General features: G+C 63.9%; 27 protein-coding genes. 20 read left to right on the top strand and 7 right to left on the bottom strand.

Annotated elements, in window-relative coordinates; genetic code table 11:
* Positions 1–13: 13 nt before the first annotated feature.
* From CDA09_RS16990 to CDA09_RS16965, 6 genes are all read left to right on the top strand, one after another.
* On the top strand, positions 14–865 hold the full coding sequence (locus tag CDA09_RS16990; RefSeq protein WP_121429734.1) for a 3-hydroxybutyryl-CoA dehydrogenase: 852 nt from the start codon (positions 14–16) through the stop codon (positions 863–865).
* 34 nt (positions 866–899) lie between these two features.
* Positions 900–2,072 (top strand): acyl-CoA dehydrogenase family protein, encoded by a 1,173-nt coding sequence (locus CDA09_RS16985; RefSeq protein ID WP_121429733.1) that lies wholly within the window; start codon positions 900–902, stop codon positions 2,070–2,072.
* Positions 2,073–2,130: 58 nt separating this feature from the next.
* A complete protein-coding gene (locus tag CDA09_RS16980; RefSeq protein ID WP_121429732.1) occupies positions 2,131–3,141 on the top strand; it encodes a phosphotransferase family protein in 1,011 nt (336 codons plus the stop codon).
* Positions 3,141–3,542: a DUF6285 domain-containing protein gene (locus CDA09_RS16975; RefSeq protein ID WP_121429731.1), complete on the top strand. Its 402-nt coding sequence runs from the start codon at positions 3,141–3,143 to the stop codon at positions 3,540–3,542. The genes CDA09_RS16980 and CDA09_RS16975 overlap by 1 nt, the downstream gene beginning before the upstream one ends.
* Entirely contained in the window at positions 3,542–4,246 is a 705-nt protein-coding gene (locus CDA09_RS16970; RefSeq protein WP_121429730.1) for a histidine phosphatase family protein, read from the top strand. Before CDA09_RS16975 ends, CDA09_RS16970 begins: the two co-directional genes overlap by 1 nt.
* 690 nt (positions 4,247–4,936) lie before the next feature.
* A complete protein-coding gene (locus tag CDA09_RS16965; protein ID WP_164844498.1) occupies positions 4,937–5,455 on the top strand; it encodes a GspH/FimT family pseudopilin in 519 nt (172 codons plus the stop codon).
* Between the two features lie 180 nt (positions 5,456–5,635).
* Here CDA09_RS16965 and CDA09_RS16960 read toward each other — a convergent pair whose 3' ends face one another.
* The 6 genes from CDA09_RS16960 to CDA09_RS16935 are packed head-to-tail and all read right to left on the bottom strand — an operon-like array spanning position 5,636 to position 12,147.
* Positions 5,636–8,989 (bottom strand): pilus assembly protein, encoded by a 3,354-nt coding sequence (locus CDA09_RS16960; protein ID WP_121429728.1) that lies wholly within the window; start codon positions 8,987–8,989, stop codon positions 5,636–5,638.
* A gap of 35 nt (positions 8,990–9,024) precedes the next feature.
* Positions 9,025–9,543, bottom strand: coding sequence for a hypothetical protein (locus CDA09_RS16955; protein WP_128106580.1), 519 nt, complete (start codon positions 9,541–9,543; stop codon positions 9,025–9,027).
* A 56-nt stretch (positions 9,544–9,599) separates the two neighbouring features.
* Positions 9,600–10,598, bottom strand: coding sequence for a PilW family protein (locus tag CDA09_RS16950; RefSeq protein WP_164844433.1), 999 nt, complete (start codon positions 10,596–10,598; stop codon positions 9,600–9,602).
* Between the two features lie 21 nt (positions 10,599–10,619).
* Positions 10,620–11,213, bottom strand: coding sequence for a type IV pilus modification protein PilV (gene pilV, locus CDA09_RS16945; RefSeq protein ID WP_121429725.1), 594 nt, complete (start codon positions 11,211–11,213; stop codon positions 10,620–10,622).
* A complete protein-coding gene (locus CDA09_RS16940; RefSeq protein WP_121430902.1) occupies positions 11,210–11,704 on the bottom strand; it encodes a GspH/FimT family pseudopilin in 495 nt (164 codons plus the stop codon). The genes pilV and CDA09_RS16940 overlap by 4 nt, the downstream gene beginning before the upstream one ends.
* A gap of 2 nt (positions 11,705–11,706) precedes the next feature.
* Positions 11,707–12,147, bottom strand: a complete 441-nt coding sequence (locus CDA09_RS16935) for a type IV pilin protein (RefSeq protein WP_286164191.1) — start codon at positions 12,145–12,147, stop codon at positions 11,707–11,709.
* Between the two features lie 242 nt (positions 12,148–12,389).
* Here CDA09_RS16935 and CDA09_RS16930 point away from each other — a divergent pair, with 242 nt between their 5' ends.
* The 13 genes from CDA09_RS16930 (at position 12,390) to CDA09_RS16870 (ending at position 24,449) form a co-directional block, all read left to right on the top strand.
* A complete protein-coding gene (locus CDA09_RS16930) occupies positions 12,390–13,418 on the top strand; it encodes a sensor histidine kinase (RefSeq protein WP_121429724.1) in 1,029 nt (342 codons plus the stop codon).
* 133 nt (positions 13,419–13,551) lie between these two features.
* Complete coding sequence (locus CDA09_RS16925) at positions 13,552–14,184, top strand: retropepsin-like aspartic protease family protein (protein WP_286164190.1); 633 nt, start codon at positions 13,552–13,554, stop codon at positions 14,182–14,184.
* A 42-nt stretch (positions 14,185–14,226) separates the two neighbouring features.
* Positions 14,227–14,814, top strand: coding sequence for a CoA pyrophosphatase (locus CDA09_RS16920; protein WP_121429722.1), 588 nt, complete (start codon positions 14,227–14,229; stop codon positions 14,812–14,814).
* 94 nt (positions 14,815–14,908) lie between these two features.
* Positions 14,909–15,676 carry a 3-hydroxyacyl-CoA dehydrogenase gene (locus tag CDA09_RS16915; RefSeq protein WP_121429721.1) on the top strand — a complete coding sequence of 256 codons (768 nt, stop codon included), beginning with the start codon at positions 14,909–14,911 and terminating at the stop codon, positions 15,674–15,676.
* Between the two features lie 211 nt (positions 15,677–15,887).
* Complete coding sequence (locus CDA09_RS16910; RefSeq protein ID WP_121429720.1) at positions 15,888–18,365, top strand: heavy metal translocating P-type ATPase; 2,478 nt, start codon at positions 15,888–15,890, stop codon at positions 18,363–18,365.
* Between the two features lie 6 nt (positions 18,366–18,371).
* A complete protein-coding gene (gene ccoS / locus CDA09_RS16905) occupies positions 18,372–18,575 on the top strand; it encodes a cbb3-type cytochrome oxidase assembly protein CcoS (RefSeq protein ID WP_121429719.1) in 204 nt (67 codons plus the stop codon).
* A gap of 385 nt (positions 18,576–18,960) precedes the next feature.
* Entirely contained in the window at positions 18,961–20,385 is a 1,425-nt protein-coding gene (gene ccoN / locus CDA09_RS16900) for a cytochrome-c oxidase, cbb3-type subunit I (RefSeq protein WP_121429718.1), read from the top strand.
* A 15-nt stretch (positions 20,386–20,400) separates the two neighbouring features.
* Entirely contained in the window at positions 20,401–21,033 is a 633-nt protein-coding gene (gene ccoO / locus CDA09_RS16895; RefSeq protein ID WP_121429717.1) for a cytochrome-c oxidase, cbb3-type subunit II, read from the top strand.
* A 17-nt stretch (positions 21,034–21,050) separates the two neighbouring features.
* Complete coding sequence (locus tag CDA09_RS16890; protein WP_121429716.1) at positions 21,051–21,230, top strand: cbb3-type cytochrome oxidase subunit 3; 180 nt, start codon at positions 21,051–21,053, stop codon at positions 21,228–21,230.
* 2 nt (positions 21,231–21,232) lie between these two features.
* Positions 21,233–22,138: a cytochrome-c oxidase, cbb3-type subunit III gene (gene ccoP / locus CDA09_RS16885; protein ID WP_121429715.1), complete on the top strand. Its 906-nt coding sequence runs from the start codon at positions 21,233–21,235 to the stop codon at positions 22,136–22,138.
* Between the two features lie 94 nt (positions 22,139–22,232).
* On the top strand, positions 22,233–23,663 hold the full coding sequence (gene ccoG / locus CDA09_RS16880; RefSeq protein WP_121429714.1) for a cytochrome c oxidase accessory protein CcoG: 1,431 nt from the start codon (positions 22,233–22,235) through the stop codon (positions 23,661–23,663).
* 29 nt (positions 23,664–23,692) lie between these two features.
* Positions 23,693–24,190, top strand: coding sequence for a FixH family protein (locus tag CDA09_RS16875; protein ID WP_286164189.1), 498 nt, complete (start codon positions 23,693–23,695; stop codon positions 24,188–24,190).
* Between the two features lie 22 nt (positions 24,191–24,212).
* Positions 24,213–24,449 carry a hypothetical protein gene (locus CDA09_RS16870; protein WP_121429712.1) on the top strand — a complete coding sequence of 79 codons (237 nt, stop codon included), beginning with the start codon at positions 24,213–24,215 and terminating at the stop codon, positions 24,447–24,449.
* 61 nt (positions 24,450–24,510) lie between these two features.
* Here the strand turns inward: CDA09_RS16870 and CDA09_RS16865 are convergent, their stop codons facing one another.
* The gene (locus CDA09_RS16865) at positions 24,511–24,954 is read right to left on the bottom strand and encodes a universal stress protein (protein ID WP_121429711.1); all 444 of its coding nucleotides are present in this window, start codon (positions 24,952–24,954) and stop codon (positions 24,511–24,513) included.
* Positions 24,955–25,099: 145 nt separating this feature from the next.
* Between CDA09_RS16865 and CDA09_RS16860 the strand changes: the two genes are divergently transcribed.
* Positions 25,100–26,509 (top strand): MBL fold metallo-hydrolase RNA specificity domain-containing protein, encoded by a 1,410-nt coding sequence (locus CDA09_RS16860; RefSeq protein ID WP_121429710.1) that lies wholly within the window; start codon positions 25,100–25,102, stop codon positions 26,507–26,509.
* Positions 26,510–26,576 lie beyond the last annotated feature (67 nt).

Below are 26,576 nucleotides of genomic sequence, written 5' to 3'. Positions count from 1 at the left end.
GCGGGAGCAAGGAATGGGTATCGGCACGGTAGGCGTCCTCGGGGCGGGAACGATGGGCAACGGCATTGCGCAGGTGTGCGCGGCGGCGGGGCTGTCCGTCGTCATGGTCGATATTTCGGCCGATGCGGTCGGGAAGGGGATCGCGACGATCTCCGGCAGCCTCGACCGCCTGATCAAGAAGGGCCAGCTCACGGCCACGCAGAAAACCGAGTACCTCGACCGTATTCGCGGCACCACCGATTACGCCGACCTCGCGCGCGTCGACCTCGTGATCGAGGCCGCGACCGAGAACGAGGCGCTCAAGCTGAAGATCCTCGCCCAGGTCGACGCCGTCGTCGGCCCGGACGCGCTGATCGCGACCAACACCTCATCGATGTCGGTCACGCGCCTTGCGGCCGCGACGAAACGCCCCGAGCGCTTCGTCGGCATGCATTTCTTCAACCCCGTGCCGGTCATGGCGCTGGTTGAACTCGTTCCGGGGCTGCGCACCGCGCAGGCCACCGTCGAGGCCGCCCGCGCCTTCGTCGCCGCGATCGGCAAGACCTCGATCGTCGCGAAGAACAGCCCGGGCTTCGCGGTGAATCGCATCCTCTGCCCGATGATCAACGAGGCCGTCTTCGCGCTGCAGGAAGGCCTCGCGTCCGCGGAGGAGATCGATGCCGGCATGAAGCTCGGCTGCAACCAGCCGATCGGCCCGCTCGCCCTGGCCGATCTGATCGGGCTCGACACGATGCTGTCGGTGATGGAGATGTTCCACGCCGGCTTCAACGATCCCAAGTACCGGCCCGCGCCGCTCCTCAAGGAAATGGTCGATGCCGGTTTCCTCGGGCGCAAGAGCGGCCGCGGCTTCTTCAACTACGCCTGAGATCGGCGAACCATCTCGCGGGAGTCAGCCAAGCATGAACTTTGATCTGTCGGAAGAGTTGTCAGCACTGCAGCAGAAAGTCCGCCGTTTCATCGCGGAGGAAATCATCCCCTACGAGCGCGACCCGCGCCGGACCGCACACGGACCGACCGAGGAGCTGCGCGCGGAGCTGATCGCGAAGGCGCGCGCCGCCGAGCTGCTGTCCGCGCACGTGTCGAAGGAATTCGGCGGCCTGGGCCTCGATCACCGCGCCAAGGCGGTGTTCTTCGAGGAGGCCGGCTATTCGCTGCTCGGCCCGGTCGCGCTGAACATCGCGGCGCCCGACGAGGGCAATATGCACCTGGTGGAGGTCGTCGCGCGCCCCGAGCACAAGGAACGCTGGCTGCGTCCGCTCGCGGCCGGCAAGCTGCGCTCCTGCTTCTGCATGACCGAGCCCACGCCCGGCGCCGGCTCGGACCCGTCGATGCTGCAGACCACGGCAGAGCGCGACGGCGACGACTACCTCATCAACGGGCGCAAGTGGTTCACGACCGGCGCGGACGGCGCTGCCTTTGCGATCATCATGGCCAAGCTCGAGGACGGACGCGCCACGATGTTCCTGTCCGACACCGACGTGCCGGGCTTCATCGTCGAACGCTCGATGGACACCCTCGACACCTGCTTCCCCGGCGGGCACGGCGTGGTGCGCCTGGACAACGTCCGCGTGCCGGCCGCGAACATCCTCGGCGAGCTGGGCGAGGGCTTCAAGTACGCGCAGGTGCGCCTGTCGCCGGCGCGGTTGACGCACTGCATGCGCTGGCTGGGCGCGGCGCGGCGCGCCCACGACATCGCCACCGACTACGCGCGCCGGCGCCAGGCCTTCGGCAAGGCGCTGGGCAGCCACGAGGGCGTCGGTTTTATGCTCGCCGACAACGAGATGGACATCCACTCGGCGCGGCTCGCGATCTGGCACACCGCGTGGGTGCTCGACCAGGGCCACCTCGCGATCCACGACTCCAGCATGTCCAAGGTGCTCGTGTCGGAAGCGTGCTGGCGCGTGGTCGACCGTTGCGTGCAGATCCTCGGCGGGCAGGGCGTGACGCGCGAGACCACGGTCGCGCGCATCTTCGCCGACATGCGGGCGTTCCGAATCTATGACGGTCCCTCCGAGGTGCATCGCTGGAGTATCGCCAAGCGCGTCATCAAGGGCATCAAACGCGAAGCCTGATGGTGCGGTGCGACCCCGCCAGGGATTTCAATCCAGACCTCCGACGAGTATCCAAAGCATGAACGAAATGATGCGCAGCGCGCTGGAAGCGTTTATTCAGCGGGAGGCGGGTGCCGACCGCGTCTCGATCAAGGAAGCGAGGCTACTCTCGGGCGGCTCGATCCAGGAAAACTGGTTCATCCACGCCACGGCAGAGGGCGGCAAGGCTGGGCAGGAGTTGCAGCTCGTCGTGCGCACCGACGCGCCTTCCGGCGTGGCGGGCAGCCACTGCCGCGCCGAGGAGTTCGCCCTGCTCAAGGCAGCCCACGCCGCTGGCGTGGTGGTGCCCGAACCGTTGTGGCTGTGCCGCGACGCAAGCGTGATCGGCAAGCAGTTTTTCGTGATGCGCTACGTCGGCGGCGTCGCGGCCTCGCACGTCGTCGTGCGCGACGCGAACTTCGGCGGAGACCGTCGCGTCCTGCTGGAACGCCTGGGCGTCGAACTCGGACGGATCCACTCGATCCGGCCGCCACGCGAGGATCTCGCGTTTCTCCCGCCCCCGGGCTCGTCGCCCGCGCTGCAGCACGTCGCACGGATGCGCCGCTTCCTCGATGCCCATCGCACCGCGCACCCCGCGCTCGAGTGGGGCCTGCGCTGGCTCGAAATCAACGCGCCCGAGCGCGGCGAGATCGTCCTGTGCCATCGCGATTTCCGCACCGGCAACTACATGGTCGACGAGAACGGGCTCACCGCCATCCTCGACTGGGAGTTCTCCGGCTGGGGCGACGCGCTCGAGGACGTCGGCTGGTTCTGCGCCAAGTGCTGGCGTTTCGGCGGACAGGGCGAAGCGGGCGGCATCGGCGCGCGCGCAGACTTCTACCGCGGCTACGCGAGCGTCACCGGCCGGCGCCTCGAAGACGAGGACATCCACTACTGGGAAGTGATGGCGCATCTGAACTGGGCCGTGATCGCCGTGCAGCAGGCCGAACGCCACCTGTGCGGCGAAGAGAGCTCGCTGATGCTCGCGCTCACCGGCCACATCGTGCCGGAACTCGAATACGAAATCCTGACCATGACGGAGGCCCGCTGATGCGCGACGAACCGACCGGCGAACAATTGCTCGAAACCGCGCGCAACGTGTTGCGAGAAGAGATCCTGCCCGCGCTGCCGCCCGAGCGTAAGCATGCCGCGCTGATGATCGCCAACGCCATGGCCATCGCGATGCGCCAGTTGAAGCACGGCGAGGATGGCGAGCGCAGGGAACTGGGGTCGCTGCAGAGCCTGCTGGGCTACGCCGGGCGGGACGCGCCCGCGGGAGCGGCCGACCTGCGCCGGCAGCTCAATGAGCTCGACCGCGAGTTCGCGCATGCGATACGTGCCGGACGGGCCGACGCCGGCGCCTGGCACGACGCGGCGCGGCAGCATCTGCAGGAAACCATCCGCGCCAAGGTCATGGAAAGCAACCCGAAGTATCTCGGGGGACAGGGCTGATGAGCCGTCTGCCAGGTACGGAGCGTCGCCGGCGCATCTACCTGATGCGCCACGGCGAGGTGCAATACTTCGATGCCGCCGGACGCCCGATCGACCCGCGCCACGTGACCCTCACCGAGCGCGGATGCGAGCAGGCGCGGGCGGCGGGCGCGCTGCTGCGTGACATTCCCTTCGACGACGCATTGATTTCCGGCATGGCGCGCACCGCGCACACCGCGAGCCTCGTGCTCGACGGACGGACCGTGCCGGTGCGCGAGGAGCCGCGCCTGAAGGAAATCCGCGCCGGGCGCCTTGCGGAGGTGCCGCCGGAGCGGCGCGACGAGATCATCACCCGTGCCTATGAACGGGCCCCGGAGCCCGATGCGAGCTTCATTGGCGGCGAATCCTGGATCGACTTCCAGCGTCGCGTGCTTGAAGTGTGGCTCGAACTCGTCCAGGCGGACGGCTGGGCCAATCTACTGATCGTTGCCCACGACGCCGTCAACCGCGTCATCCTCAGCCATGTCGTCGGCGCCTCGTTGCACGGCCTGAAGGCCTTCGAGCAGGAACCCGCCTGCATCAACATCATCGACGTCGATGTCGCAGGAGGGCAGGTCGAGCGTGCGTTCATCCGCGCCGCAAATCTCACTGCCTACAACCTTGCCTCACACGCCAACCATCACACGGTGATGGAACGCATCTCGGCGCAATTTAGGTCAGGCTGATTGAGTCTTTAAACGACATTGGTAGGTATTCCCCGGCTGTTCCTCAAGATAACCCACGTCTTGCGTGCTCGAGGACGCAGAGTTCGCCGGGACGTGGAACTCAAAAAGTTGTAGCCCCAATACTTGTTGTTGCATTTCGGGGCTAGATATGAGAATTTAGAACCGTTGCGGTGTTACATGTGGGTGTTACATGTTCCGCTGGTTGATAATTTTATTGATATTAATCAATCAGTTGTGAGCGAAGTCAGCGCATCCCTCACTCTCCGCCACAGCATCAAGAAACAAGCGGCTCTCGGGCCGCTTGTTTCGTTTACGTACGCAGCAGTCCCCATTCCTTGCGTGACTGCGGGCCCTCCCGGTGCAAGACCGGGGCTCTGTGCGGCTACAACAGCGTGTGGTGTGTCGCAATGCCGCTTTTGGGCTTGCCTCACATTCTTCTTTGCATCATCCCTTGTGGGCTCTACCCATCCATGCGGCAGCGAGGACAATACCGAACCCGGCCCGTGCGTCCGCCCGCGCTTCCGATGCCGCCTCGCCGCCGTGATGCAAGTCATGTCGGCCTGAGAATGCCAAAGACATTTTTATGGAAATGACATTAGAATTGCCTTCCTGATTGATCGAGGGGAGGCGATGGTCGTGGAGAATTGTCGCGGTTGGGCGAGTCCGCGCTTGGTGCGCCGGGGCTTTCGCATGACCGAGTGCGGATATTCGCTTGTCGAATTGATGATCGTGGTTGCCATCGTCGGAGTCGTCTCCGCGGTCGCCGCGCCGTCATTTGCCCGCCTGTTGGCGGAAACTCGGGTCGGAGACGCGTCCAGCGACCTTTTTGCGGCAGTCCTCCAGACGCGCTCGGAGGCGTTGAAACGCCATCGGCGGGTCGTGTTGTGCGTGAGCGCAGACGGGGCAGAGTGCGCAAGTGGGGGAGGCTGGGGGCAGGGCTGGATCGTTTTCGAGGACGGAAACGAGAACGGCCAGAGGGAGGAGGGCGAGCCGCTGGTGCGCGCCGGGGAGGTTCGCGCCGGGCGGGTGGGGATTACCGGCGACGCGAGCGTCGGGCGTTACGTGTCCTACGTGGCGTCCGGGCGCACGCAGCAACTAGCGACCGGAGCGTGGCAGGCGGGCACGCTGACGCTCTGCAGTGAAGGCATTGCGCGAAAAATAATCATCAACCGGGTCGGGCGGCCGCGGATCGCCAAGGGAAACTGCTGATCACTATTGACCCGTTCGCCCTGAGCTTGTCGAAGGGCTTGGTCAGGTTGGGCTTCGACAGGCTCAGCCCGAACGGTATTGGGTTGGCGGGTTCATAACAGAGTGTGGGGCGCGACGGTCTCCGAAGTCGTCAAAAAAAACGGACCCGTACAGGGTCCGCCTTTTTGGGTCCGGGATGAGTCAGTCGATCTTCTTGTAGCGATATACCTTCACGCGATTCTTCTTGATCGGGATCGGTGGCAGTTTGACCTCCAGGGCTGAGCCGCCACCCGCATCAGGCTTTCCGCCGATGATGAACGGCACGATCTTGCCGTCGACCAAGACCGTTCCGGTCACCGGGGACGGTGGCAGACCGCCGCCGACGAACTCTGCCGACCGGGTGGTGCCTGCCGGAACCGCTCCTCCGCAGCTCGCGCCGCCGTGGAGGAAGCACGCTGCATAACCGCGAGCCGTGCCGAGCGACGAGCACGCGTTCTTGTTCTTCGCCTGGAACGTGCTGAAGTTCACGAATCCCCCGATAGTTGCCGGGGTCGTCACAACCTGCTCGTTCGGTCCGGTAGCGCTCGTGTCGGTCAGATCGATAACCCAGCCGCGGGGGCGCGTGGCGACCGAGGAAAATACCGGGAGATAGTCCAGGGTGGGGTCGGACGTGTTCATCAGCTGGCACGTGCCGCTCGACAAGATCAGGTCGCCAGCGGCGTCGCAGTCGGTGTGGTCGTCGATGGTGACGAAGCCGCTGGTGACCGCAAATTCGTCCCAGAAGCCATAGAAGCGGTTCTTGGTCAGTGCGGCAGCGGAGGTCGCGAGTGGTTTCTCGCGATTCCCGGAGCCGATCAGGACGATGTTGAAGTTGCCGACCCGGACGACATCCGGCGCATAGAGGAATTTGCGATTGCGGACGTTGGTCGTCGACCAATCCCCGATGGTGGCGACTTGCGTCACCGACCAGTCGGCCTGGCTCTGTGCCCCACTCTTGGCAGGGTTCGAGAGGTTGATGCGCCAGACGTTGCCCGACGTGTCAGCTGCATAGATCACGTCGGAGAAGCCGTCACTGTCCGTGTCCACGGGAACGAGGTCCGCTACGATACGGCCGGCAGTAATGCCCAGATCGATGTAGCGAAGTTGCGTACCGGTCTTGGCGTCGAGCACGAAGACGCCGCTCCCCGTCGCAGCGTTCGTGCAGTTCCGCGGTTCCGTATCTTCGCACGGGTCATAGCCGGCGCCGAAAACGGCATAGAGCGCAGACTGGTTCTTCACGCGGACGACCCGCGGTGCGGACCAGGTCTGGCCGAGTTTCGCCGTGTCGGTGCCGCCGAAGCAGTTGTTGTTCTGGTCACAACCAAAACGCCATAGCGGGGTCGGCGCGGCCGTCGCGGGGTGCTTCGTCACGTCGAAGGCGTAGATCATCCGCCCGCCGCGGCGCATCGACGGAAGAATGTAGGTGACCGGGGATCCGGTGCCATCGGCATTCGCCGGGCCGACATAGGCGCCGATCGAGCCGTCGAAAAAGAAATCCTTCGGCGCGGTCGGATCGTCCTTGAAGGTCACGTAGGGGAAGTTGTCGCGGTTCCGTGTCAGCCGGGGTTCGAATTCCGGCGCCAGGAAGGCCCACAGTTCGGTGCCGCTGGTGCTGACATTCTCGGTCTTGTTGCCGTTGATCGCGCGGAACAGGCCGTCGTCCGAGCCGTAGAACACAACCACGTCATCGATGCCGCCGGTGCCGTAGTTGATCGCCAGCGGGCGGGAATGGATGACGCCGCCGTGGACGGTCGGCCTGATCGCGGTCGAGGCTTTTCCGTACGTTTCGGTATCGGCCGCGGGCAGGGCGGCGTTATATCCGTCGCCGACGTTGTCCCCGCGGATCCACTGCTGGTAGGGCGTGGGCGTGGGTACCGCGAAGCTCGTGCTCGCGGTGCAGTTGGACGGAGCCGCGGCGCAGGTCTGGATGCTTCGCGCCGTCGTCGGCGTGATGCTGCGGATTTTTTCCGCAACGCCGCCACGTTCGACGACCCGCCCGTCGGGACTGTCGTCGAATTCGAATCCGGTACAACTGCCCCGCGGAATGCCGTGGTCCGGTGTGGGCGGTTCGGTGACGCTCCTCCAGTAGTCGCCCGAGCTCGTCGTCCAGAAGCTGCGTGCGCAGGCCTGCAGGAAGCCGGTGTTGGCGTTGTCGATGGCGGCCTTGCCGTTGGCGTCGGCGAGGAACAGCGAACGCGTCGTGACATCGCCGACGACCGTCTGCTGAAGCGCGAACTGGTACTGCTTCAGGTTGCCTGCCCAGCGGGGGCGGGATTGCGTGTCCGGGCGGAACATGCCGATGAAGACCTGGTTGAGGTAGGTCCCCTGGGTATTGACGCTGATTGGCAGTGACGCGGAAGCAAACGAGCTGTTTACAGCGTTGATCTGCAGGAAAATTGTCTTCAGGCCGTCCACCAGCGCCTTGAGGTCGCCGTTCACCTTGAACGCGCCGCCGACGCCGGTACCCCCGTTCTTGGCCATGCTGTCGAGCAGTGGAGCCTGATTTACTTGATCAGGATCCTTGTCGCTGTTAAAAACATTGATCGTGAATGTTTTGACCGGCTGGTGCCCCGCGACTTCGCTGACGTCAGTTCGAGCAAGGAACTGCGCCCATTCATCGGCAAACCGGATGTCGGCCTTGCTGGTCGGGTATAACTGGTTCGGCTTGAGTCCGAGGTAGCCCATGACCCGGTTTGTTGGTGGGGCTGCGTTCTGGTCAGTTCCGGATTCCTGATTGGGGAATTTGTTGCCGACGACGACGAGGTAATTATTTCCACACGAATTAACGGAAATTGGACTCTTGTAGGTTGTCTTTGTTTGGTCCGTGAAAGCTGTGGGGTCTTCCAGAGTGTTTGGGTTCGAAAAACGAATCGGTCCGAATCCGAGTGCGCCCGGCGGACTTCCCATTGCGGTGGCGGCGACGCCGTTGGTATTGGCGTACCCACCAAAATACTTGAACGCTTCAAACAGTGCGACTCCATAATCAGCGGAAGAGCTGATTTTCCAGGAGGGGTCCTGAATTTTGCTGTCGATCTCTGTCAGATTATTCCGAATAGCTGTGCATGCCGCGTTGTTGGGGGCAAGTAGTTGCACCGAGTAGCGAATGTAGGCCGAAATGGATGTCTTTAGTAGCGGGTCCGCGGTCCCGGTGCCAGAAAACAACATTAGGCCGAGGTTGACGCTAAATGGTGCATTGGTATTGCAAGTTAAATCATCCAATACCACTTTGAGCGCTCTGACTTCAACTTGCCCTTGCGTTAACGAGGCGACTCCCCCGAAAACTCTGTCTACGTAGCCTAAGCAGATCGCGTCATTGTTGCATTTTGCGCGTACGTCAACCGACTTCCATCCGCTGGCCGCCCAATTTGACGTATTGTCCAGAAAAAGAAGGACATTTGGCGCCGCTTGGGTGGTTTGGGGATTCGTGTAGATGTCGATGTCTTCCGCCAGCGCCGGGGTCGTGACACTGATCCCCAGCCATGCGAGCGCCGTCGCGAAGTGCAGTCGTTTGCTCATCTGTGTGCTCCGGTTCGTGTTGCCGTCAGGGCGGTTCATTTGCAGGCGTCCTTCGCTTCCGCGTAATCGATCCGCATTTCGACACCCTGCACGGCTTGCGCCTTGGCGCCGGTGCCCGGCAGTTGGACGTCTGCGGTCATCTCCCAGAGGGAGGTCGCGCACAACGAGTTGTCATTGAGTTGCGCGGCGGCCAGGACAACGGTCAGACCGCTGCTGGAACTGCTGCCGAAGCACGGAAGGTTTTCGAGCGGAACGCTGTTGTCGGCCTTCACCAGTTCGCCCTTCTTCAGGTAGCGATAACGCTTGCAGACGGGAGGGGGAATCTTGACGGCGTAACTGGTTTCGTTCGCGGCGGCGGCGCCGGAGAATGCCGGCAGCGGTGCGCTGCGGTCGACGTTGAGTGCCGTGAAATTGTCCGAATTGAGCGCCAGATCGAGATGGTAGTTGGCGGCGTCCTCGGCCTCCTTCTGGAACTGTTCGTTGCCGACGACGAGGAGATTGGTGTTCGCCATCCTGATCGCGGAGACCGCGAGCAGGGTGATCAGGATCAGCATGATCAGGCCGACGAACAGGACCGCGCCTTCTTGCCTGGGGCGTGTGTGCGAGTGGTTCATTTGGTTCTCCGCCCCACGGGGTGGATCAGTTCGATGTACGTGTTGAACACGTGGCGTTTGAAGGCGTCGTTGGGGGTGAGGGCTGCTTTCGAACCGAGCTGGAACGTCTTCGTGCTGGCGTCGTAACCGGGAGTCGGATCGGTCGCGCGCGCGATCAGCCAGACGCGGACGCCGACGATATTGACGAGCTGGTTGGCAGCGGGGGTTTCGCTGAATGCGTCCGGCGACCCGTCGCCGTTGGTGTCGATCGCGTATTCGAACTGCAGGTCCTCGATGCCTTCGACGAGGGCCTGGACGTTCGGGTTGGTGGCGCTCAGGGCCTCGGGGCGAAAATCGGCCCGTTTCAGGGTCGGGATGCCGTCGCCGGCGACGTTGTTCCGATCGATGAAAAGGACGCGGCGGATGTATTGCCGGATGGGTGCGTGATTGGTGGTGGTGCAATCGATCTTCTGGAGATCGAATGGATCGGTGCCCAGTTTGACGCGGAAGGGTTTGTCGGCGACGGCGCTGACATACTCGTCGCCGCACAGCGAAACCTGGAGATAGGCAAGATTCGGCTGCAACGAGGCCGGCGCGGCGATCGCGGTCGATGCCCGCTGGACGAACAGCATTCCGGTGCCGGCCCGTGCCGTCGCCAGGCACGGGAAGCTTCCGGAATTGACGCCCTCGATGGCGACATCCATCGAACTCTTCCATACCGTCACGTCCGTGGAGCACGGGCTGGCGGTCGTGGACGGCGGGCTGGCAATGCTCGCCATGGCATCGTAGTAGCCGGCCATCGAGATTTCGTCGCGAAGGATCTGGATCGCATAGCGGCCGTTTTCCAGCTGCTGTGCCGCCTTGTCCAGTTCGCGGCGGGACTGGCTGTTGTTGATGAAGATGGCGGTCATCGCACCGATGACGAACAGCCCCAGCGTCATCGCGATCATCAGTTCGACGAGCGATATCCCGCTCTCCGCCGTGCGCAAGCCCGGCGTTTGCGGTTTCGGGAACATTCGAGGGCTTCGCATGTTGGTTTACCCGGCAGCTTGTTTGGGGATGAGAACGCGGGTCACGACTGCCCGGCGCAGGCCCGCGCCGAAATCGACACCGGCGGCGCACTGCGCGCCGGGTGTATTGTTCGGGGGCGATGCCGTAGGCACGGTGCCCTGCCACACGCCGACGACGAAGAATTCTCCGAGGGCGGCGTCGGTCGGTGCGACGGAAATCAGGCAGCCCCGCATGCCGATGGGGGCGCCGATGCTGGCGGTGCCCTTCTTTTCGGCGGCACCCTTCATTGCGTTGCTCCACTCGCACAGTTGCGCGGCGGCGTCACCGGTGGTCGGACAAGTCGCGGCCTGCGTATCACCCACGCCGTAGGCGGCGAGGCTCACGGCCTGGAAGTCGGCGACGTAATTGCGGCCCGCGGCGACGCGGTTGGCCATGTCCTCGACCAGCATCAGCGCCACCGAGCGCTGATAGGCCTCCATTTCGACCCCGTTCGCCTTCGTCTGCAGGCCGGCGAGTCCAAGCAGGCCGATGGCGAGGATCACGATCGAAACGAGCACCTCGAGGAGGCTGAAACCGTCCTGTTCCCGCCGTGCGACGGGATTTGTCCCGATGATCGTCATGGGCATGCTCCGTCCTTCTTGCGTTTCACGCTGCCGGTCTGGTCGCGAATTTCGATGCAGAGCTTGGACGTCGATCCGCTGCCGGTCACCGTGACCGTGATCGGGAGCGGGTCGGTTCCGACCCCCAGGCGACCGGTCGCGTCATACGCGATATTGGGCGTCGAAGGGGTGAAGCTCACGCCCGCAAGGGCCGACTGGGAGTGGACGACCTGACCTCCGACCTGTACCGACCACCCGCTGGCCAGGCCGGTCGTGACGAAAGTCGTGCTGGCACGGTTTTTCAGCGCCTCGCTGCGAGCAATCAGCAGGGAGTCGTACAGCGCCGCTTCCGCTGCGCGTACCCGCTGCGACGCGAGCAGCTCCTGGAACGACGGGTAGCCGATGGTGGCGAGGATCGCCAGGATTGCGACCGTAACCATCAGCTCGACCAGCGTGAATCCGTGTGAGCCGTGACGTCCGCTCGGGCAACGGGGCGCGCGTGTCGCTTTCATGATCAACGTCCGCCCCAGCAGTCGGCGGCGCTTCCCGAACCGGAAACGGTCTTCGTGCCGGCCTGGTCGATGCTGAGAATGCCGCACTTCGTGTCCCCCGTCAGCTGGGATCCCTTCGGGGCGGCCTGTACCGTGAATGCCGTTGCACTGGGGACGCCGGCGATGCTCACGTCGTAGTACTTGCTGACGTCGGAAGGCGGGGTCCCCATGCCGATGTCGGTCAGTGATCCGAACGTGCGCGCGTCCAGCCGATATTGCTGCTGCCGGGTCGCGATATCGAGCAGGTGCGCAGTGGCGACACTGCGATTCGCCCGCACGAGGTAGGATTGGTACGAAGGGTAGGCCACGGCGGCGAGGATCCCGATGATCGCGACCACGATCATGACCTCGATCAGGGTGAAACCTTTGCTCGCGGGCTGCGGTGCCGGATGTCTTGTGTTCACGATCGAATCCGTATCAAAGATGGGTACGTGGATGGTATGGTCGGAACGGTATTCTGGCTAGAGAGTAGTGAAGTTCCGCCTGGACTTGAAGGAATGTCCGATGAGCGTCTGATTTCCGCGCACGAATGGCAGAACAGGGCCATTCAGGCAGGTCGGCAGCCCGCGCGGATGTTCGATGGTGGCGTCCGCAGCCGCTGATGTCGCGTTCTTGATTCGATTCGCAACTTTGAGGTTTTGCGCCCTTGGACGTCACTCCGTCACACAGGATCGTCACGCTTCCCGATTTCCGCAATCTCGGGGTACTGCTGCGCACGCTGGTGATCGCCGAGGCCGTCAACGTTCTCTCGCTGGCGGCCCACGCCCCGGATCTTCTGGATGCGGTGACTCGAGTCGGCGCAGGTGCGCTGCCGTATGAAGCCTCGCTGCTCGCGGTGGTGCTGCTCCTGTTCGTCGTCTCGCCGTGGGTGGGGAGACTGCCGTATCGGCAGGGAGTGTGGGCCATCGTGGCAGTTGTCGCGCTGGCTGCCGGCGGTCTTGAACTCGCATTCAATTCGTGGACGGGTATCACGCCCGGTGTCGGGCCGCTCAAGTCCGTCACGATTGGCGCCCTGCTTGCCGCGCTGATATTGGGCTACTTCAACTGGCGGCAGCGCGTGCTCTCGCCGGCGCTGGCGACGGCGCGCCTGATGGCCCTGCAGTCGCGCATACGTCCGCATTTCCTGTTCAACAGCCTCAACACCGCGGTGTCCCTCGTGCGGCAGGATCCGCGTCTTGCGGAGCAGGTCCTGCTCGACATGGCCGACCTGTTTCGCGCGCTGCTGGCCGATAGCCGATCACTGGTGCCGCTCGGCGACGAGATTCGTCTCGCCGAGGCCTATCTGCAGATCGAGCAGTTGCGCCTTGGCGAGCGCCTGCGCATGCATTGGAACCTCGAGGGGGCGCCGATGTCCGCAGATGTGCCGATCCTCGTGTTGCAACCGTTGCTCGAGAACGCGGTGCGCTACGGCGTCGAGCCTTTCGCGCAGGGTGGAGACGTGTTCGTGTCGATCCGGGTGAGTTCGCGCATGCTGGAAATCGAAGTGGTCAATTCGGTGCTTGGCGGCACGTGCGTGGTCCCATCCGGCAACCGGATCGCGCTGGCAAACATCGAGGAGCGTCTCGGTTTGCATTTCGATGCCGAGGGTAATTTGCGTATTGCGACGAAGGACGACATGTTCGTGGTCAGGGTTTCCGTTCCGCTACGGGTGTCCGCGCCGTTGCACCGTTCATGAAGACCATGTCGCGATTTGCACAGCGGGGAGGCGCCAAGGTACGCTGATCGACTCGAGTGGCGTTCGCCACGAGTCTTGCGATGTGCTTCGATTCAAAAGGTGAATCATGGTTGGGAGCGCAAGGTTTTTCGGAATGCTGCTGCTCGTGCTCGTGGGGGCTGAGGCGAATGCCGTCCAGGGGGCGGAAATCGAACTGGTTGGAGTGTTCGGCAGCAAGGCTGTCCTGGTGGTCGATGGCGGTGCGCCGCGCACGCTTGCGGTCGGGCAGCAGACGCGCGACGGCCTGCGTCTCGTCGACGTGTCCGACGGGGCCGCGACCGTCGAACTCAATGGCAAGCGGCAGAAGGTGATCCTCGGCGCGGGGCCGGTCCGCAGCGCCGCCGGCGATGGTACCGGTGCCGCGGCGGTGAGTCTCATCGCGGATGCGCGCGGGCATCATTTTTCCAGCGGCAGCATCAACGGAGCGTCGGTCCGCTTTCTCGTCGATACCGGTGCGAGCATGGTGTCGATGGGCGCATCGGACGCTCGCCGCGCGGGAATCGATTTCCACAAGGGCGTCGGCGGCATCAGCCAGACCGCCAGCGGCCCGGCGCGGGTCTGGAAGGTGCGGCTGGATACGGTGCGCGTCGGGGATGTCACCTTGAACGGCGTCGACGGGCTGGTCCATGAAAACGATCTCCCCTTCGTGCTGCTCGGGATGAGCTTTCTCAGCCGCATGGACATGCAGCGGGAAGGGGATCGCCTGACGCTGCGCAAACGATTCTGAGAGGTGGGCGTGACGGAGACGGGAGGTTCCAGGTCGGGAGGGATGCGGGATTCCGAGTGGTTGCGGCGGCGCTTTACGGGTGCGCATGCGACCGAAGCCGTGCACGACGACGGCAGTCCGTCCGGGAGCGGTCTGCGGCCGGCGGCGGTGCTGGTGCCGGTGGTCGCGCGCGAGCAGGCGCTGACCGTGCTGCTGACGCGACGCACCGACCACCTCCACCATCATCCCGGGCAGATCAGTTTCCCGGGCGGGGGGGTGGAGGCGACCGATGTGTCGCCGGTGATGACGGCGCTGCGCGAAACGGAAGAGGAGATCGGCCTCGATCCGGACCACGTCGAGTTGCTGGGTGAACTGCCCGAGTACCGGACCGGCACGGGTTTCCGCATCACGCCGGTCGTCGGGCTGGTTCATCCGCCGTTCGACCTGACGCTGGACAGCTTCGAGGTCGCCGAGGCCTTCGAGGTGCCGCTGTCGCATTTCCTCGATCCGGCCAGGCACGAGAAGCACCGCATGGAATACCAGGGCAGGATGCGCGAGTACTATGCGATGCCCTATGGGGACTACTTCATCTGGGGGGCGACGGCGGGAATCCTGGTTTCGCTGTACAGGTTTCTCGATGGCGCGCGGTAGTGCAGTGGCCTTCGACAGTTGACGTTGACGTCAACTGCAATTATTTTGCGCCTTCGTGTCGCCGCGTGTGGACGGCGACGGAAAGGAGTTCGGCATGAAGATCGAGAACAGCGTATTCGTGGTGACCGGCGGCGGCTCCGGTCTTGGGGCGGCGACGGCCCGCATGCTCGTGGCGGCGGGGGGCAAGGTGGTGCTCGCGGACGTGAACGGCGAGGCGGGTGAAGCGCTGGCGCAGGAACTCGGTGCGAGCGCGGCGTTCGTCCGGACCGATGTGACGAGCGAAGACAGCGCCAGGGCCGCGATCGGTCGCGCGGTGTCGGGTTTCGGCGGTCTGCAGGGGCTCGTGAACTGCGCCGGCATCGCGCCCGCGGAGAAGGTGGTGGGTCGCGAAGCGCCGCATCGCCTCGAGTCGTTTGCGCGCACGATCAATGTGAACCTCATCGGCAGCTTCAACATGATGCGTCTGGCCGCCGATGTGATGAGCAAGGCTGCGCCGAGCGCAGAGGGTGAGCGCGGCGTGATCGTCAGTACCGCCTCGGTCGCCGCCTACGACGGGCAGATCGGCCAGGCTGCCTACGCGGCCTCGAAGGCCGGCGTGGTCGGACTCACCTTGCCGGTCGCCCGCGAGCTCGCGCGTTTCGGCATTCGCGTGATGACCATCGCGCCCGGGATCATGGAGACGCCGATGCTGATGGACATGCCGCAGGAAGTGCAGGACTCGCTCGGAAAGACGGTGCCGTTCCCGTCGCGCATGGGACGCCCGGCCGAGTACGCCGCGCTCGTCCGCCACATCGTTGAAAATGCGTACCTGAACGGCGAGACGATCCGCCTGGATGGCGCCATCCGCATGACTGCGAAATAAGCTGCCGCGACCGGGTGGTCCGACTCGCGCCGAAGGGGGCGGTGCCGATCGCGGCCTGCCCCCTTCTGCTTTCCGCGGCGCACGCGGTGCGGGCATTGGAGGGGGTCGGCCAAGTGTGCTAAAAGGGGGTTCCGCGTGATTCATGTTGCGCTGCAGCGGCTGTGCGAAACGATTTCCTCACGGCCCCCACGGCTCCCTTCCGCCCCTCCCGATGACTTCGTCCGAAAACGTCGCACCCGCTTCAGTTCCCGCCGAGGAGTGTTACCACTGCGGGTTGCCGGTTCCGCCCCAGTCCAGTCATTACGTGCCCGTCGACGGCGTTGAGCGCAGGATGTGCTGCGTCGGCTGCGAGGCTGTCGCACGTTCCATCGTCGATAACGGCCTGACCGATTACTACCGCCATCGCGATGCGATGCCGGAACCGCAGAAGGAAGCCCTGCCCGCCGAGCTGCAGGAACTGGGCCTCTTCGACCATCCCGACTTCCAGAAGAGCTTCGTTGCGCCCGTTGGCGAACACGAGCGCGAGGCGTCGCTGATTCTTGAAGGCATCACCTGTGCGGCCTGCGTCTGGCTGAACGAGCAGCATGTCTCGCGCCAGCCGGGCGTGTCGCTGGTCCAGATCAACTATGCGACGCGACGCGCTCGGGTGCGCTGGGACGAGCGCCACACCAGACTGTCGGACATTCTCGCCGCCATCCAGGCCATCGGCTACCGCGCCTACCCCTACGACGCCGAGCGTTCGGAGCAGATTGCGCAGCGCGAACGCCGCTCGATGCTGTGGCGGCTCTTCGTCGCCGGCTTCGGCACGATGCAGGTGATGATGTATGCCTTTCCCGCCTATATTGCCGGGGAGGGCGACCTGACGCCCGACATCGCACTGCTGATGCGCTGGGCCAGCCTGGCACTGACCTTGCCGGTCGTCCTGTATTCCGCCGCTCCGTTCTTCCGCCGGGCCCTGCGGGACGTGAAGCTGCGCCGCCTCGGCATGGATGTGCCGGTCGCGCTGGGTGTCGGCAGTGCATTCGTCGCGAGCGTGTGGGCGACGCTGACCGCGGGCGGCGAGGTGTATTTCGACTCGGTGACGATGTTCGTCTTCTTCCTGCTCGGCGGGCGTTACCTCGAGATGCTCGCCCGCCAGAAGGCGGTGCGCGGCGTGGAGGAACTGGGTAAGGTGCTGCCGGCTTTCGCCGAGCGGCTCGCCTGGCCGTCTCCCGCCGGCGAGCGCGTGCCGGTGTCGCAACTCGTGCCGGGGGACGTCCTGCGCGTGCGTCCCGGCGAGGTGATCCCGGCAGATGGCGTGGTGGTCGACGGGCAAAGCGATGCGAACGAATCCTTGCTGACCGGGGAAAGCATGCCGGTGCCCAAGTCGGTCGGCAGCGAGGTGACTGGCGGCAGCATCAACACGTCGGGTCCGCTCGCGATCCGTGTGCAGCAGACGGGCGACTCGACGCGGCTCGCCGCGATCCGGCGCCTGATGGAGCGTGCGGCGAGCGAGAAGCCCGCCATCGCCCGGCAATCCGACCAGGTTGCGGTCGTGTTCATCGTTGCCCTGCTGGTCCTCGCGTGCGTCACCGGCGTCGTGTGGTACTTCATCGCCCCGTCACGGGCGCTGTGGGTGTTCGTGTCGGTGCTGGTGGTGGCGTGCCCGTGCGCGCTTTCACTGGCGACGCCGGTCGCGCTCACGGTCGCCACGGACGCGCTCGCACGCATGGGGGTGCTGGTGACCCGCGGCCACGGAATCGAGACCCTCGCGAACGCCAACCATTTCGTCTTCGACAAGACGGGCACGCTCACCCACGGGCAGCTGACGGTGGAGGAAATCCTGCCTCTGGCCGATCTCGACGAGCGACAGCTTCGGCGTATCGCAAGTGCGCTGGAACAGGCCTCCGAGCACCCCATTGCCCGCGGCCTGCGTCGCTCGATCGACGAGGCGGATCTGCCGAGAGTCGGAAATCTCGCCTCGGAAACGGGGCAGGGTGTGACCGGCACCCTGGATGGCGCGCTCCATTGGCTGGGGCGCCCGGATTTCGTCGCGGCGCAGCTGCAGCGCGATCTGCCGCCCCAACTGCAGGACCTGGCCGCGCGCGGCGGCTCGATTGTCGCGCTCGGCGGCGAGGGGCGCTGGCTGGGACTCTTCCGCCTTGCCGACGTGCCACGGCCCGAGGCTGCTCAATTGACGGCGAAGCTGGCGCGCGAAGGCATCCGGACGACCGTGCTGAGCGGCGATGCACAGGCCGTTGCGAGTTCGATCGCACGACAACTGGGCATGGATGAGGCGCGCGGCGCGATGACGCCGCAAGGGAAGCAGGCGTTCATCGAGGCGCTGCAACGTGCCCCGACTGCGGTGGTCGCGATGGTCGGCGATGGCGTGAACGATGCGCCCGTCCTGGCCCAGGCGCACGTTTCGGTCGCGATGGGCGACGGGACCGAGCTCGCGCGCAATCAGGGCGATATCGTGCTGCTCAGCGAGAATCTTGCCGGGCTCGGTCGCGGAATCGACCTGGCCCGCCGGACATTGCGCATCATCCGGCAGAACCTGTGGTGGTCGTTCGCCTACAATTTCATCTCGATCCCGCTTGCCATGGCGGGCCTCGTCACCCCCTGGATGGCAGGAATAGGCATGGCGGGAAGTTCGTTGCTGGTCGTGCTGAATGCCCTGCGCCTGCAGCGCGGTTGTCGGATGGATTGAACGCTTATGGAAAGTCTCTACATCCTCGTGCCGCTTTCGGTGGTACTGGTGTTCGTGATCGGGGTGATTTTCTGGTGGTCGGTGCGCTCCGGCCAGTACGACGACATGGAGGGACCGGCGTACCGGATGCTCATGGACGATCGCGACGCGCCCGTACCCCGCCGTCCCGAAAAGGCCGATGGTCCGGCTTCACCCGCCAGGGACGAGTGATTCCGGCCTCGCAGGAAGGCCTCCGCGCGAGGTGCGCGGAGTGTTGACTTACGTCAAAGCCCCGAACAGCGAGCATGGGCATACTTTACCCACGGTTTTCGAGGTTGGTGCGGGCTGTTCGTGCGCGCCAATCTGGTAAGGGTAATTTGTCTCTCTGTTGGGGTTGGGGGTGCGCTTGATGCGCACCCTTTTTTTTGCCTAGCACTTTGGGCTATGATGGATTAATTAAAACCACTCTGACAACAGGTTTTTTTTGTAACTGGGTACTTTCACCCATTTCTGCAGTGCAATAGAATGTCGGCCGATGTCACAAGCCCGTGGCGAGCCGTTACATCTGCTCTCCCGGACCGGTGCGGAAGTTTTCTTCATCTCAAGGGGAAGTTCCATGCAATCGCAGGCGACTTATAACTACAAAGTCGTCCGCCAGTTCTCCATCATGACGGTCGTGTGGGGAGTGGTGGGCATGCTGGTGGGGGTGATCATCGCGGCGCAGCTTGTCTGGCCCGAGCTGAATCTGGGCGAGTGGCTGCACTTCGGCAGGCTGCGTCCGCTACACACGAACGCCGTGATTTTCGCTTTTGGCGGCTGTGCCCTGTTCGCGACCTCGTATTTCTGCGTGCAGCGCACCTGCCACACGCCGCTGTTCGCGCCCCGGCTCGCAAGCTTCACGTTCTGGGGCTGGCAGCTGGTGATCGTCCTGGCGGTGATCACCCTGCCGATGGGCCTCACCACCGGCAAGGAGTACGCCGAGCTGGAGTGGCCGATCGACATCCTGATCGCCGTCGTGTGGGTGTCCTACGCCATCGTGTTCTTCGGCACGATCGCGAAGCGCAAGACCAGTCATATCTATGTCGCGAACTGGTTCTTCGGCGGCTTCATTCTCACGGTCGCGCTGCTCCACATCGTCAATAGCGCCGAACTCCCGGTGACCCTGACGAAGTCCTACTCGGCCTACGCGGGCGTTCAGGACGCAATGGTCCAGTGGTGGTACGGGCACAACGCGGTGGGTTTCTTCCTCACCGCGGGCTTCCTCGGGATGATGTACTACTTCGTCCCGAAGCAGGCAGAGCGTCCGGTGTATTCGTACCGGCTCTCGGTGGTGCACTTCTGGGCGCTGATCTTCACCTATATGTGGGCGGGTCCGCACCACCTGCACTACACGGCGCTGCCGGACTGGACCCAGTCGGTGGGCATGGTGTTCTCGCTCATCCTGCTGGCGCCGTCCTGGGGCGGCATGATCAACGGCGTGATGACGCTGTCGGGCGCCTGGCACAAGCTGCGCACCGACCCGATCCTGAAGTTCCTGATCACCGCGCTTTCCTTCTACGGCATGTCGACCTTCGAAGGCCCGATGATGTCGATCAAGACGGTCAATGCCCTGTCGCACTACACGGACTGGACCATCGGCCACGTGCATTCGGGCGCGCTCGGCTGGGTCGCGATGATCACGATCGGCTCGATGTATTACCTGATCCCGCGCATGTACGGCAAAACCCAGATGTACTCGGTGGGCCTGATCAACGCCCACTTCTGGATCGCGACGATCGGCATCGTGCTGTACATCGCCTCGATGTGGATTGCCGGGGTGATGCAGGGCCTGATGTGGCGTGCCACCAACCCGGACGGTACGCTGACCTATTCCTTTGTCGAGAGCGTGAAGGCGAGCTACCCGTTCTGGACGATCCGCCTGGTGGGAGGCGTGATGTTCCTGACCGGCATGCTCATCATGTTCTACAACATGGTCCGAACGATCGCTGGCGAGAAGGCGTATGAGGCGCCCGTGGTCGCCCCCGCTGCCGCCCACGCATAATCGGAGAGACTAGACATGGCTCAATCGAAACATGAATTCATCGAGCGCAGGGTCGGCTGGCTGATCGTGCTGTCCCTTCTGACGGTCAGTATCGGCGGCCTGGTCGAGATCGTTCCGCTGTTCTTCCAGAAGACCACGACCAGCGCGATCGACCGGACGGGCAAGCCGCTCGACGTCAAGCCGTACGATGCACTGCGGCTGTCCGGTCGCGACATCTACGTGCGCGAAGGCTGCTACAACTGCCACTCGCAGATGATCCGCCCCTTCCGTGCCGAAACCGAGCGCTACGGCCATTACTCGGTCGCCGGCGAGTTCATCTATGACCGCCCGTTCCAGTGGGGCTCCAAGCGTACGGGGCCGGATCTGGCGCGCGTCGGCGGCCGCTACTCGGACGAATGGCACCGCGTGCACCTGAACAATCCGCGCGATGTCGTGCCGGAGTCGAACATGCCGGCGTTCCCGTGGCTGCATCGCCCGCTGAAGTCTGACGACATCGAGGCCAAGATGCGCGCGCTGCGCACGCTGGGCCACCCCTACACCGACGAGGAGATCGCCGGTGCGCGGGCGGCGCTGGAAGGCAAGACCGAACTGGACGCTGTCGTCGCCTACCTCCAGGGGATGGGTACGGCGCTGTCGAACTTCAAGTAAAGAAAAGGAGAAGCGCCGTGGATATCAATGATCTCCGTTCCCTGCTCACCGTCCTTTGTCTCGCCTGTTTCGTCGGCATCTGCCTGTGGGCATACAGCAGAGGTGCGCGGGCAGGGTTCGACGAGGCGGCGCGTCTCCCCTTCACCGATGACGATGCGCCGGTCAGCGCGGGCGGCCGGCACAGCAAGGAAGGATAAAAATGGCTGACTTTATTAGCGGCTTCTGGAACGCGTACGTGATGGTCCTGGTAGGCCTGAGCCTGCTGTTCTGCCTGTTCGTTCTGGTGTCGAACAACAAGCGTGCGAAGGGCCCGGTCGAACTGCATGGCCACGTGTGGGACGAGACCCTGGCCGAGTACAACAACCCGCTGCCGCGTTGGTGGCTGTTCCTGTTCCTGGGCACGGTGATCTTTGCGGTGGTGTACCTGACGATGTACCCCGGCTTCGGGAACAACAAGGGGGCGCTCGGCTGGAGTTCGGTTGGACAGTACGAAACGGAGATGCGCAATGCGGATGAGCGTTACGCACCGATCTTCGCGAAGTACCAGGGCATGGACATGGTCGCCGTTGCCGCCGACGAGGAGGCGAGGGGGGCCGGCAAGCGCCTCTTCGTGACCTACTGCGCGCAGTGCCATGGCGCGGATGCCCGCGGCGCCAAGGGCTTCCCGAACCTCACCGACACCGTCTGGAACTGGGGCGGCGAACCGGAAACGATCAAGGCGACGATCACCGGCGGCCGTCAGGCCATGATGCCGCCGTTCGGGCCCACGCTCGGTGCGGAAGGGGTCAAGGACGTGGCGAACTACGTGCGCTCCCTGTCGGGACTCGCCCATGATTCGCTGCGCGCGCAGCGCGGGGCGGAAATCTTCCAGCAGAACTGCGTGGCCTGTCACGGACCGGAGGGCAAGGGCACCCCGGCAATGGGAGCGCCGAACCTGACCGACAGCGACTGGCTGTATGGCTCCTCGGAAGCCACGATCATGGAGACGGTGGAAAAGGGGCGCACCAACCGCATGCCCGGCTTCGGCGAGTTTCTCGGCGAGGCGAAGATCCATCTGCTGGCGTCGTATGTCTACGGACTTTCGAACAAACCGGCCGCCAAGTAAGTCCAACGGCTGAGTTCTTTTGCGGCAGTCGTCCCCGGGGGCTTCCCCGGGGAAATTTGAAGTAAGTAAATCAGAAAATACGGATATTGCGATAATGAGCGATCCGGCTCGGATACGGGTGGTCCCGAAATCGCAGCTACAGGATGAGCAGTCGACTGACCTGTATGTTGCGAGGCAAAAGCTTCATGTCCGGTCAATCAAGGGCGTTTTCGCGAACTGGCGCTGGGCCCTTGTCTGGCTGACACAGATCCTCTATTACGGCTTGCCGTGGCTGCGGTGGAACGATCGCCAAGCCTTCCTGTTTCATCTCGCCGAACGCAAGTTCTACATTTTCGGCTGGGTGTTCTGGCCGCAGGATGTGTTCTATCTCGCCATCCTGCTGATCCTTTCGGCGTATGCGCTGTTCTTCTTCACCGCGATCGCCGGTCGCCTGTGGTGCGGATACGCCTGTCCCCAAACGGTCTACACGGAAATTTTCATGTGGATCGAGGAGAAGATCGAGGGTGACCACATCAAGCGGCGCAAGCTCGAGGCGGCGCCGATGGACGCCCGGAAATTCGGCCTGCGGGCGGCCAAGTATTCGATTTGGGCGCTGTTCTCGTTATGGACCGGCTTCACACTCGTTGCGTATTTCACGCCGGTTGATGAACTTCTCCAGTCCGCCCGCACCTTCGCCTTCGGGCCGTGGGAAATCTTCTGGATACTGTTCTACGCAGCGTTCACGTATCTGTTCGCGGGGGTGCTGCGCGAACAGGTGTGCAAGTACATGTGTCCCTATGCACGCTTCCAGAGCGTGATGTTCGATCCGGACACGCTCGTCGTCACGTATGACGAGGAGCGTGGCGAGCCGCGGGGATCGCGCCGCAAGGGAGTCGAACCGCGCAGCCTCGGACTGGGAAGCTGCATCGACTGCAACATCTGCGTGCAGGTCTGCCCGACGGGCATCGACATCCGCCAGGGGTTGCAGTATGAGTGCATCGGCTGTGGCGCCTGCATAGACGGCTGCGATCAGGTGATGGACAAGATGGGATACCCGCGCGGCCTGATCCGTTACTCGACCGACAACGCGGTACGGCAGCGCTGGGGGACGAAGGAAATCGTGATGCACGTGCTGCGTCCCCGCACGCTGATCTACGGAGGCATCCTCGTCCTGATCACGCTGGGGACGATCTGGAGCCTGGCGACGCGGTCCGATCTGCGCGTGGATGTGATCCGCGACCGCGCCACGCTGGCGCGGGAGGTTGCGGGGGGGCTGATCGAGAACGTCTATCAGCTTCGCATCATGAACATGCAGGAAGTCTCTCGTCCGATCGTCGTGCGCGTGTCGGGGCTGGACGGAATCCGGCTCGATGGGCCGCAGCAGTTCGAGATCGCCCCGGCGACGACGGAGTCGCTGACGGTGCAGGTTCAGGTCCCACCCGAGGCTGCAACCCCGGGAAGCCACGAGATCTATTTCGACGTCGGTGTGTCGGGTGATCCCGGCGTCACCGTGCGCGAGCACACCACTTTCCTACTTCCGCGTTAATCAGGAGCAGAGGCATGCGCAGTGCAACCATGCAGAAGACCATCGAACCCTGGTATCGACAGGGATGGCCCTGGTTTCTGATCTCCATTCCGGCGGTGGCCGTGGTCATGGGCATGACGACTCTGTGGCTTGCCGTGAGTACGTGGGACGGACTCGTGGTGGATGATTACTATCAGGAGGGCAAGACGATCGAAAAGACGATCGCGCGTTCGCAGAAGGCGGCGGAAATGGGCCTTGTCGCCGACGTCCGTATTCGCGCAGACGAGGTGACCCTGGATCTTTCCACTGCGTCCCGGGCGCCCCTTCCGCCGACTGTCGTGCTCACGATTTCCCATCCGACGCGCTCCGGAATGGATCAGGTGGTGCTCCTGAAGCGCCGGGACGGGGTTTTCGTGGCGCCGGTCGCGCCCTTGACGGCAGGGCGATGGCTGCTGCAACTCGAGGACGAATCGCATACCTGGCGCATGAACGGGACGGCCAACATTCCTGCCGATTCCGTGATCCGCATCGTGCCCTTCAGATCCTGATCACCGTGTCATTGGGGATGCAATGCTGAAATGGATACAGGTGCTGTGGCCGTCGTTCATGGTGGCCGGTCTTGCCGAAGCCGTGTTCTTCACGGTGATCGACCCGCAGGAACTTTACCTCTTCGGTGAGTCGGTGCATTACTCGCTCACCGCCACCTATTCGATTGGTTTCTTCGGCTTCTGGCTGGTGGGGGCGGCGTCCAGTCTATTGACGCTGTTCGTCAAGCGCAGCGCCGCCGAAGTCAACCGGAAAGCGTGAGCGGCCGCGCCGGGCAAGCAGTCATCTGCTTCCCCGCTGCGCGTGCGGCACGCTTCCCCAATCAGCGGTAAACGAGAACCGGGATCTTGCTGTGGGTCAGGACCTTTTGCGTCTCGCTGCCCAAAAGCAGGCCGGCAATTCCGCGGCGGCCGTGGGATGCCATGAAGATCAGGTCGCATCCGTGACGCTGCGCGGCATCGATGACGGCCTCGTAGGGCACCTCATTGACGACCGTGTCGGTATCGGAGGCGACACCGGCTTCGTCGGCTGCGACCCTTGCTGCATCCAGGATCCGCTTGGCTTCGTCAGCCGCGGCCTTGCCGAACTGTTCCGGCGTCGTCGGGTCGATCAGGGCTCCTTCGCCGTAGATCGGCATGGGGAAATCCGGTTGGGCATAGAAGAACGTGATGCGGGCGCCGGCATCCTTTGCGAAGGACACTGCACGGGCCACGGTGCTTTCGGACAGCGGGGAGCCGTCGGTGGGTACGAGTATGTGCTTGAACATCGTGCATCTCCGATGGGTTCACGAGGACAGCCCGATTATAGCGACCGAACTTGTGCGAAAGCGATGGTAATCCGGTTGGGGTATTGATCCTCGTCAATCCGCTCGGCCACGGCCCGGCGCAATCTGCGGCCATGACGGAGGCGACATGGAACTGACATTTTTCGGCGCAGCCGGAGAGGTCACCGGCTCATGCGCGCGGGTGCGTTACGACGGTGGAATTTTCCTCGTGGACTGCGGCCTTTTCCAGGGCGGGAGGGATGCAGACCGAAAGAACCTGCAGGCACTCGACTTTGACCTGCGCGGTATCGACTTCGTGCTCCTGACGCATGCCCATCTCGACCACTCGGGCCTCGTGCCGCGCCTGGTGTCGTTGGGCTACCGGGGAAAGATCTATGCGACCGCCGCCACCGTGGACTTGGTGGGTGTGCTGCTGCTCGACTCGGCGCACATCATGGAAAAGGAGGCCGAGTGGGTCAATCGTGGCAAGCGGCAGCGGAACCTGCGTCGCGGCTACGAGGCCGGCCCCCTGTACACGGTCAACCAGGCCCGGACGAGCCTCGTCAGCTTGCGCAAGATGGCGTATGGCGAGGAGTTCAGTCCGCATCCCGGAGTCCGCTGCCGGTTCCATGACGCCGGGCACATCCTCGGCTCCGCGGTGATCGAGATCGATGTGGAATCCGGTGGCGCCAGGCGCAGGCTCGTCTTCAGCGGTGATCTGGGACAGCCGGCCCGCCCGGTGCTGCGCGATCCCACCCCCTTGTCCGAGGCGGATTGTCTGGTTGTCGAGTCGACCTACGGCAACCGTGCCCACCGTGCCCTGGCGGAAACGGAGACCGAGCTGGTCTCCGTATTGCGCGACACGCTCGAGCGCAGGAAGGGGAACGTCGTCATCCCGGCGTTTGCCGTGGGGCGAACGCAGGAAATGCTGTTCGTCCTGGCCGACATCGTGCGCCAGGGCAAGCTTGCGTCGCTGCACGTTGTCGTCGATTCGCCCATGGCAGCGGCGGTCACGGAACTCACGCTGCGTTACGATGACCTCTGGGATGAGGAGACGCGCGACCTGCTGGCCTGGATGCGCGGACATCCGGAACGCATGCGGGTGAGGTTCGTGCAGGATGTCGAGGAATCGAAGGCACTGAACAACGAGCGCTCGGGGCTGGTCATCATTTCGGCAAGCGGGATGTGCGAAGCCGGCCGCATCAAGCATCACCTGCAGTACAACATCGGCCGCAGCGAATGCAGCGTGGTCATCTGCGGTTTCCAGGCGGCCGGCACGCTCGGTCGGCGGCTGGTGGATGGGGCCCGCACGATCACCTTGTTCGGCGAGAAATTCCCGGTGCGCGCGGCCATTCACACGATTGGCGGCTTGTCCGCCCATGCGGACCAGCCGGCGCTGCTGGCGTGGCTGTCACATTTTGCGCGACCGCCCCGGAATACGTTCGTGGTCCACGGCGAACGGGAGGCTTCCTCCGCGCTGGCGGATGCGGTCACCGAGCGGTTCGCCTGGCCGAATGTCACGATTCCCGTGGCGGGACACGGATACACTCTGACCTGAGAGCGTTGTCAGGGAGTGGCGGGGGATGAGTCAAGGAAGGTTGGCAAGGAAAACCGGCGGGGGGGAT

Origin of the sequence: Azoarcus sp. DN11, from assembly GCF_003628555.1 — a bacterium.
Lineage (GTDB): Bacteria > Pseudomonadota > Gammaproteobacteria > Burkholderiales > Rhodocyclaceae > Aromatoleum.
The sequence above is the reverse complement of the archived record's forward strand: the minus strand, read 5'-3'. Positions and strand labels throughout refer to the sequence as shown.

Excerpts from the sequence above, each read along its gene's own strand:
- CDA09_RS16985 (WP_121429733.1), top strand. The coding sequence starts at position 900 with ATGAACTTTGATCTGTCGGAAGAGTTGTCAGCACTGCAGCAGAAAGTC.
- CDA09_RS16955 (WP_128106580.1), bottom strand. The coding sequence starts at position 9,543 with ATGCTGATCCTGATCACCCTGCTCGCGGTCTCCGCGATCAGGATGGCG.
- CDA09_RS16940 (WP_121430902.1), bottom strand. The coding sequence starts at position 11,704 with ATGAAAGCGACACGCGCGCCCCGTTGCCCGAGCGGACGTCACGGCTCA.
- ccoP (WP_121429715.1), top strand. The coding sequence starts at position 21,233 with ATGGCTGACTTTATTAGCGGCTTCTGGAACGCGTACGTGATGGTCCTG.
- CDA09_RS16860 (WP_121429710.1), top strand. The coding sequence starts at position 25,100 with ATGGAACTGACATTTTTCGGCGCAGCCGGAGAGGTCACCGGCTCATGC.
- pilV (WP_121429725.1), bottom strand. The coding sequence starts at position 11,213 with ATGACGATCATCGGGACAAATCCCGTCGCACGGCGGGAACAGGACGGT.
- ccoO (WP_121429717.1), top strand. The coding sequence starts at position 20,401 with ATGGCTCAATCGAAACATGAATTCATCGAGCGCAGGGTCGGCTGGCTG.
- CDA09_RS16975 (WP_121429731.1), top strand. The coding sequence starts at position 3,141 with ATGCGCGACGAACCGACCGGCGAACAATTGCTCGAAACCGCGCGCAAC.
- CDA09_RS16870 (WP_121429712.1), top strand. The coding sequence starts at position 24,213 with ATGCTGAAATGGATACAGGTGCTGTGGCCGTCGTTCATGGTGGCCGGT.
- CDA09_RS16965 (WP_164844498.1), top strand. The coding sequence starts at position 4,937 with ATGACCGAGTGCGGATATTCGCTTGTCGAATTGATGATCGTGGTTGCC.
- ccoN (WP_121429718.1), top strand. The coding sequence starts at position 18,961 with ATGCAATCGCAGGCGACTTATAACTACAAAGTCGTCCGCCAGTTCTCC.
- CDA09_RS16910 (WP_121429720.1), top strand. The coding sequence starts at position 15,888 with ATGACTTCGTCCGAAAACGTCGCACCCGCTTCAGTTCCCGCCGAGGAG.
- CDA09_RS16970 (WP_121429730.1), top strand. The coding sequence starts at position 3,542 with ATGAGCCGTCTGCCAGGTACGGAGCGTCGCCGGCGCATCTACCTGATG.
- CDA09_RS16980 (WP_121429732.1), top strand. The coding sequence starts at position 2,131 with ATGAACGAAATGATGCGCAGCGCGCTGGAAGCGTTTATTCAGCGGGAG.
- CDA09_RS16875 (WP_286164189.1), top strand. The coding sequence starts at position 23,693 with ATGCAGAAGACCATCGAACCCTGGTATCGACAGGGATGGCCCTGGTTT.
- CDA09_RS16925 (WP_286164190.1), top strand. The coding sequence starts at position 13,552 with ATGCTGCTGCTCGTGCTCGTGGGGGCTGAGGCGAATGCCGTCCAGGGG.
- CDA09_RS16990 (WP_121429734.1), top strand. The coding sequence starts at position 14 with ATGGGTATCGGCACGGTAGGCGTCCTCGGGGCGGGAACGATGGGCAAC.
- CDA09_RS16920 (WP_121429722.1), top strand. The coding sequence starts at position 14,227 with ATGCGGGATTCCGAGTGGTTGCGGCGGCGCTTTACGGGTGCGCATGCG.
- CDA09_RS16960 (WP_121429728.1), bottom strand. The coding sequence starts at position 8,989 with ATGAGCAAACGACTGCACTTCGCGACGGCGCTCGCATGGCTGGGGATC.
- ccoG (WP_121429714.1), top strand. The coding sequence starts at position 22,233 with ATGAGCGATCCGGCTCGGATACGGGTGGTCCCGAAATCGCAGCTACAG.
- CDA09_RS16950 (WP_164844433.1), bottom strand. The coding sequence starts at position 10,598 with ATGTTCCCGAAACCGCAAACGCCGGGCTTGCGCACGGCGGAGAGCGGG.
- CDA09_RS16915 (WP_121429721.1), top strand. The coding sequence starts at position 14,909 with ATGAAGATCGAGAACAGCGTATTCGTGGTGACCGGCGGCGGCTCCGGT.
- CDA09_RS16865 (WP_121429711.1), bottom strand. The coding sequence starts at position 24,954 with ATGTTCAAGCACATACTCGTACCCACCGACGGCTCCCCGCTGTCCGAA.
- ccoS (WP_121429719.1), top strand. The coding sequence starts at position 18,372 with ATGGAAAGTCTCTACATCCTCGTGCCGCTTTCGGTGGTACTGGTGTTC.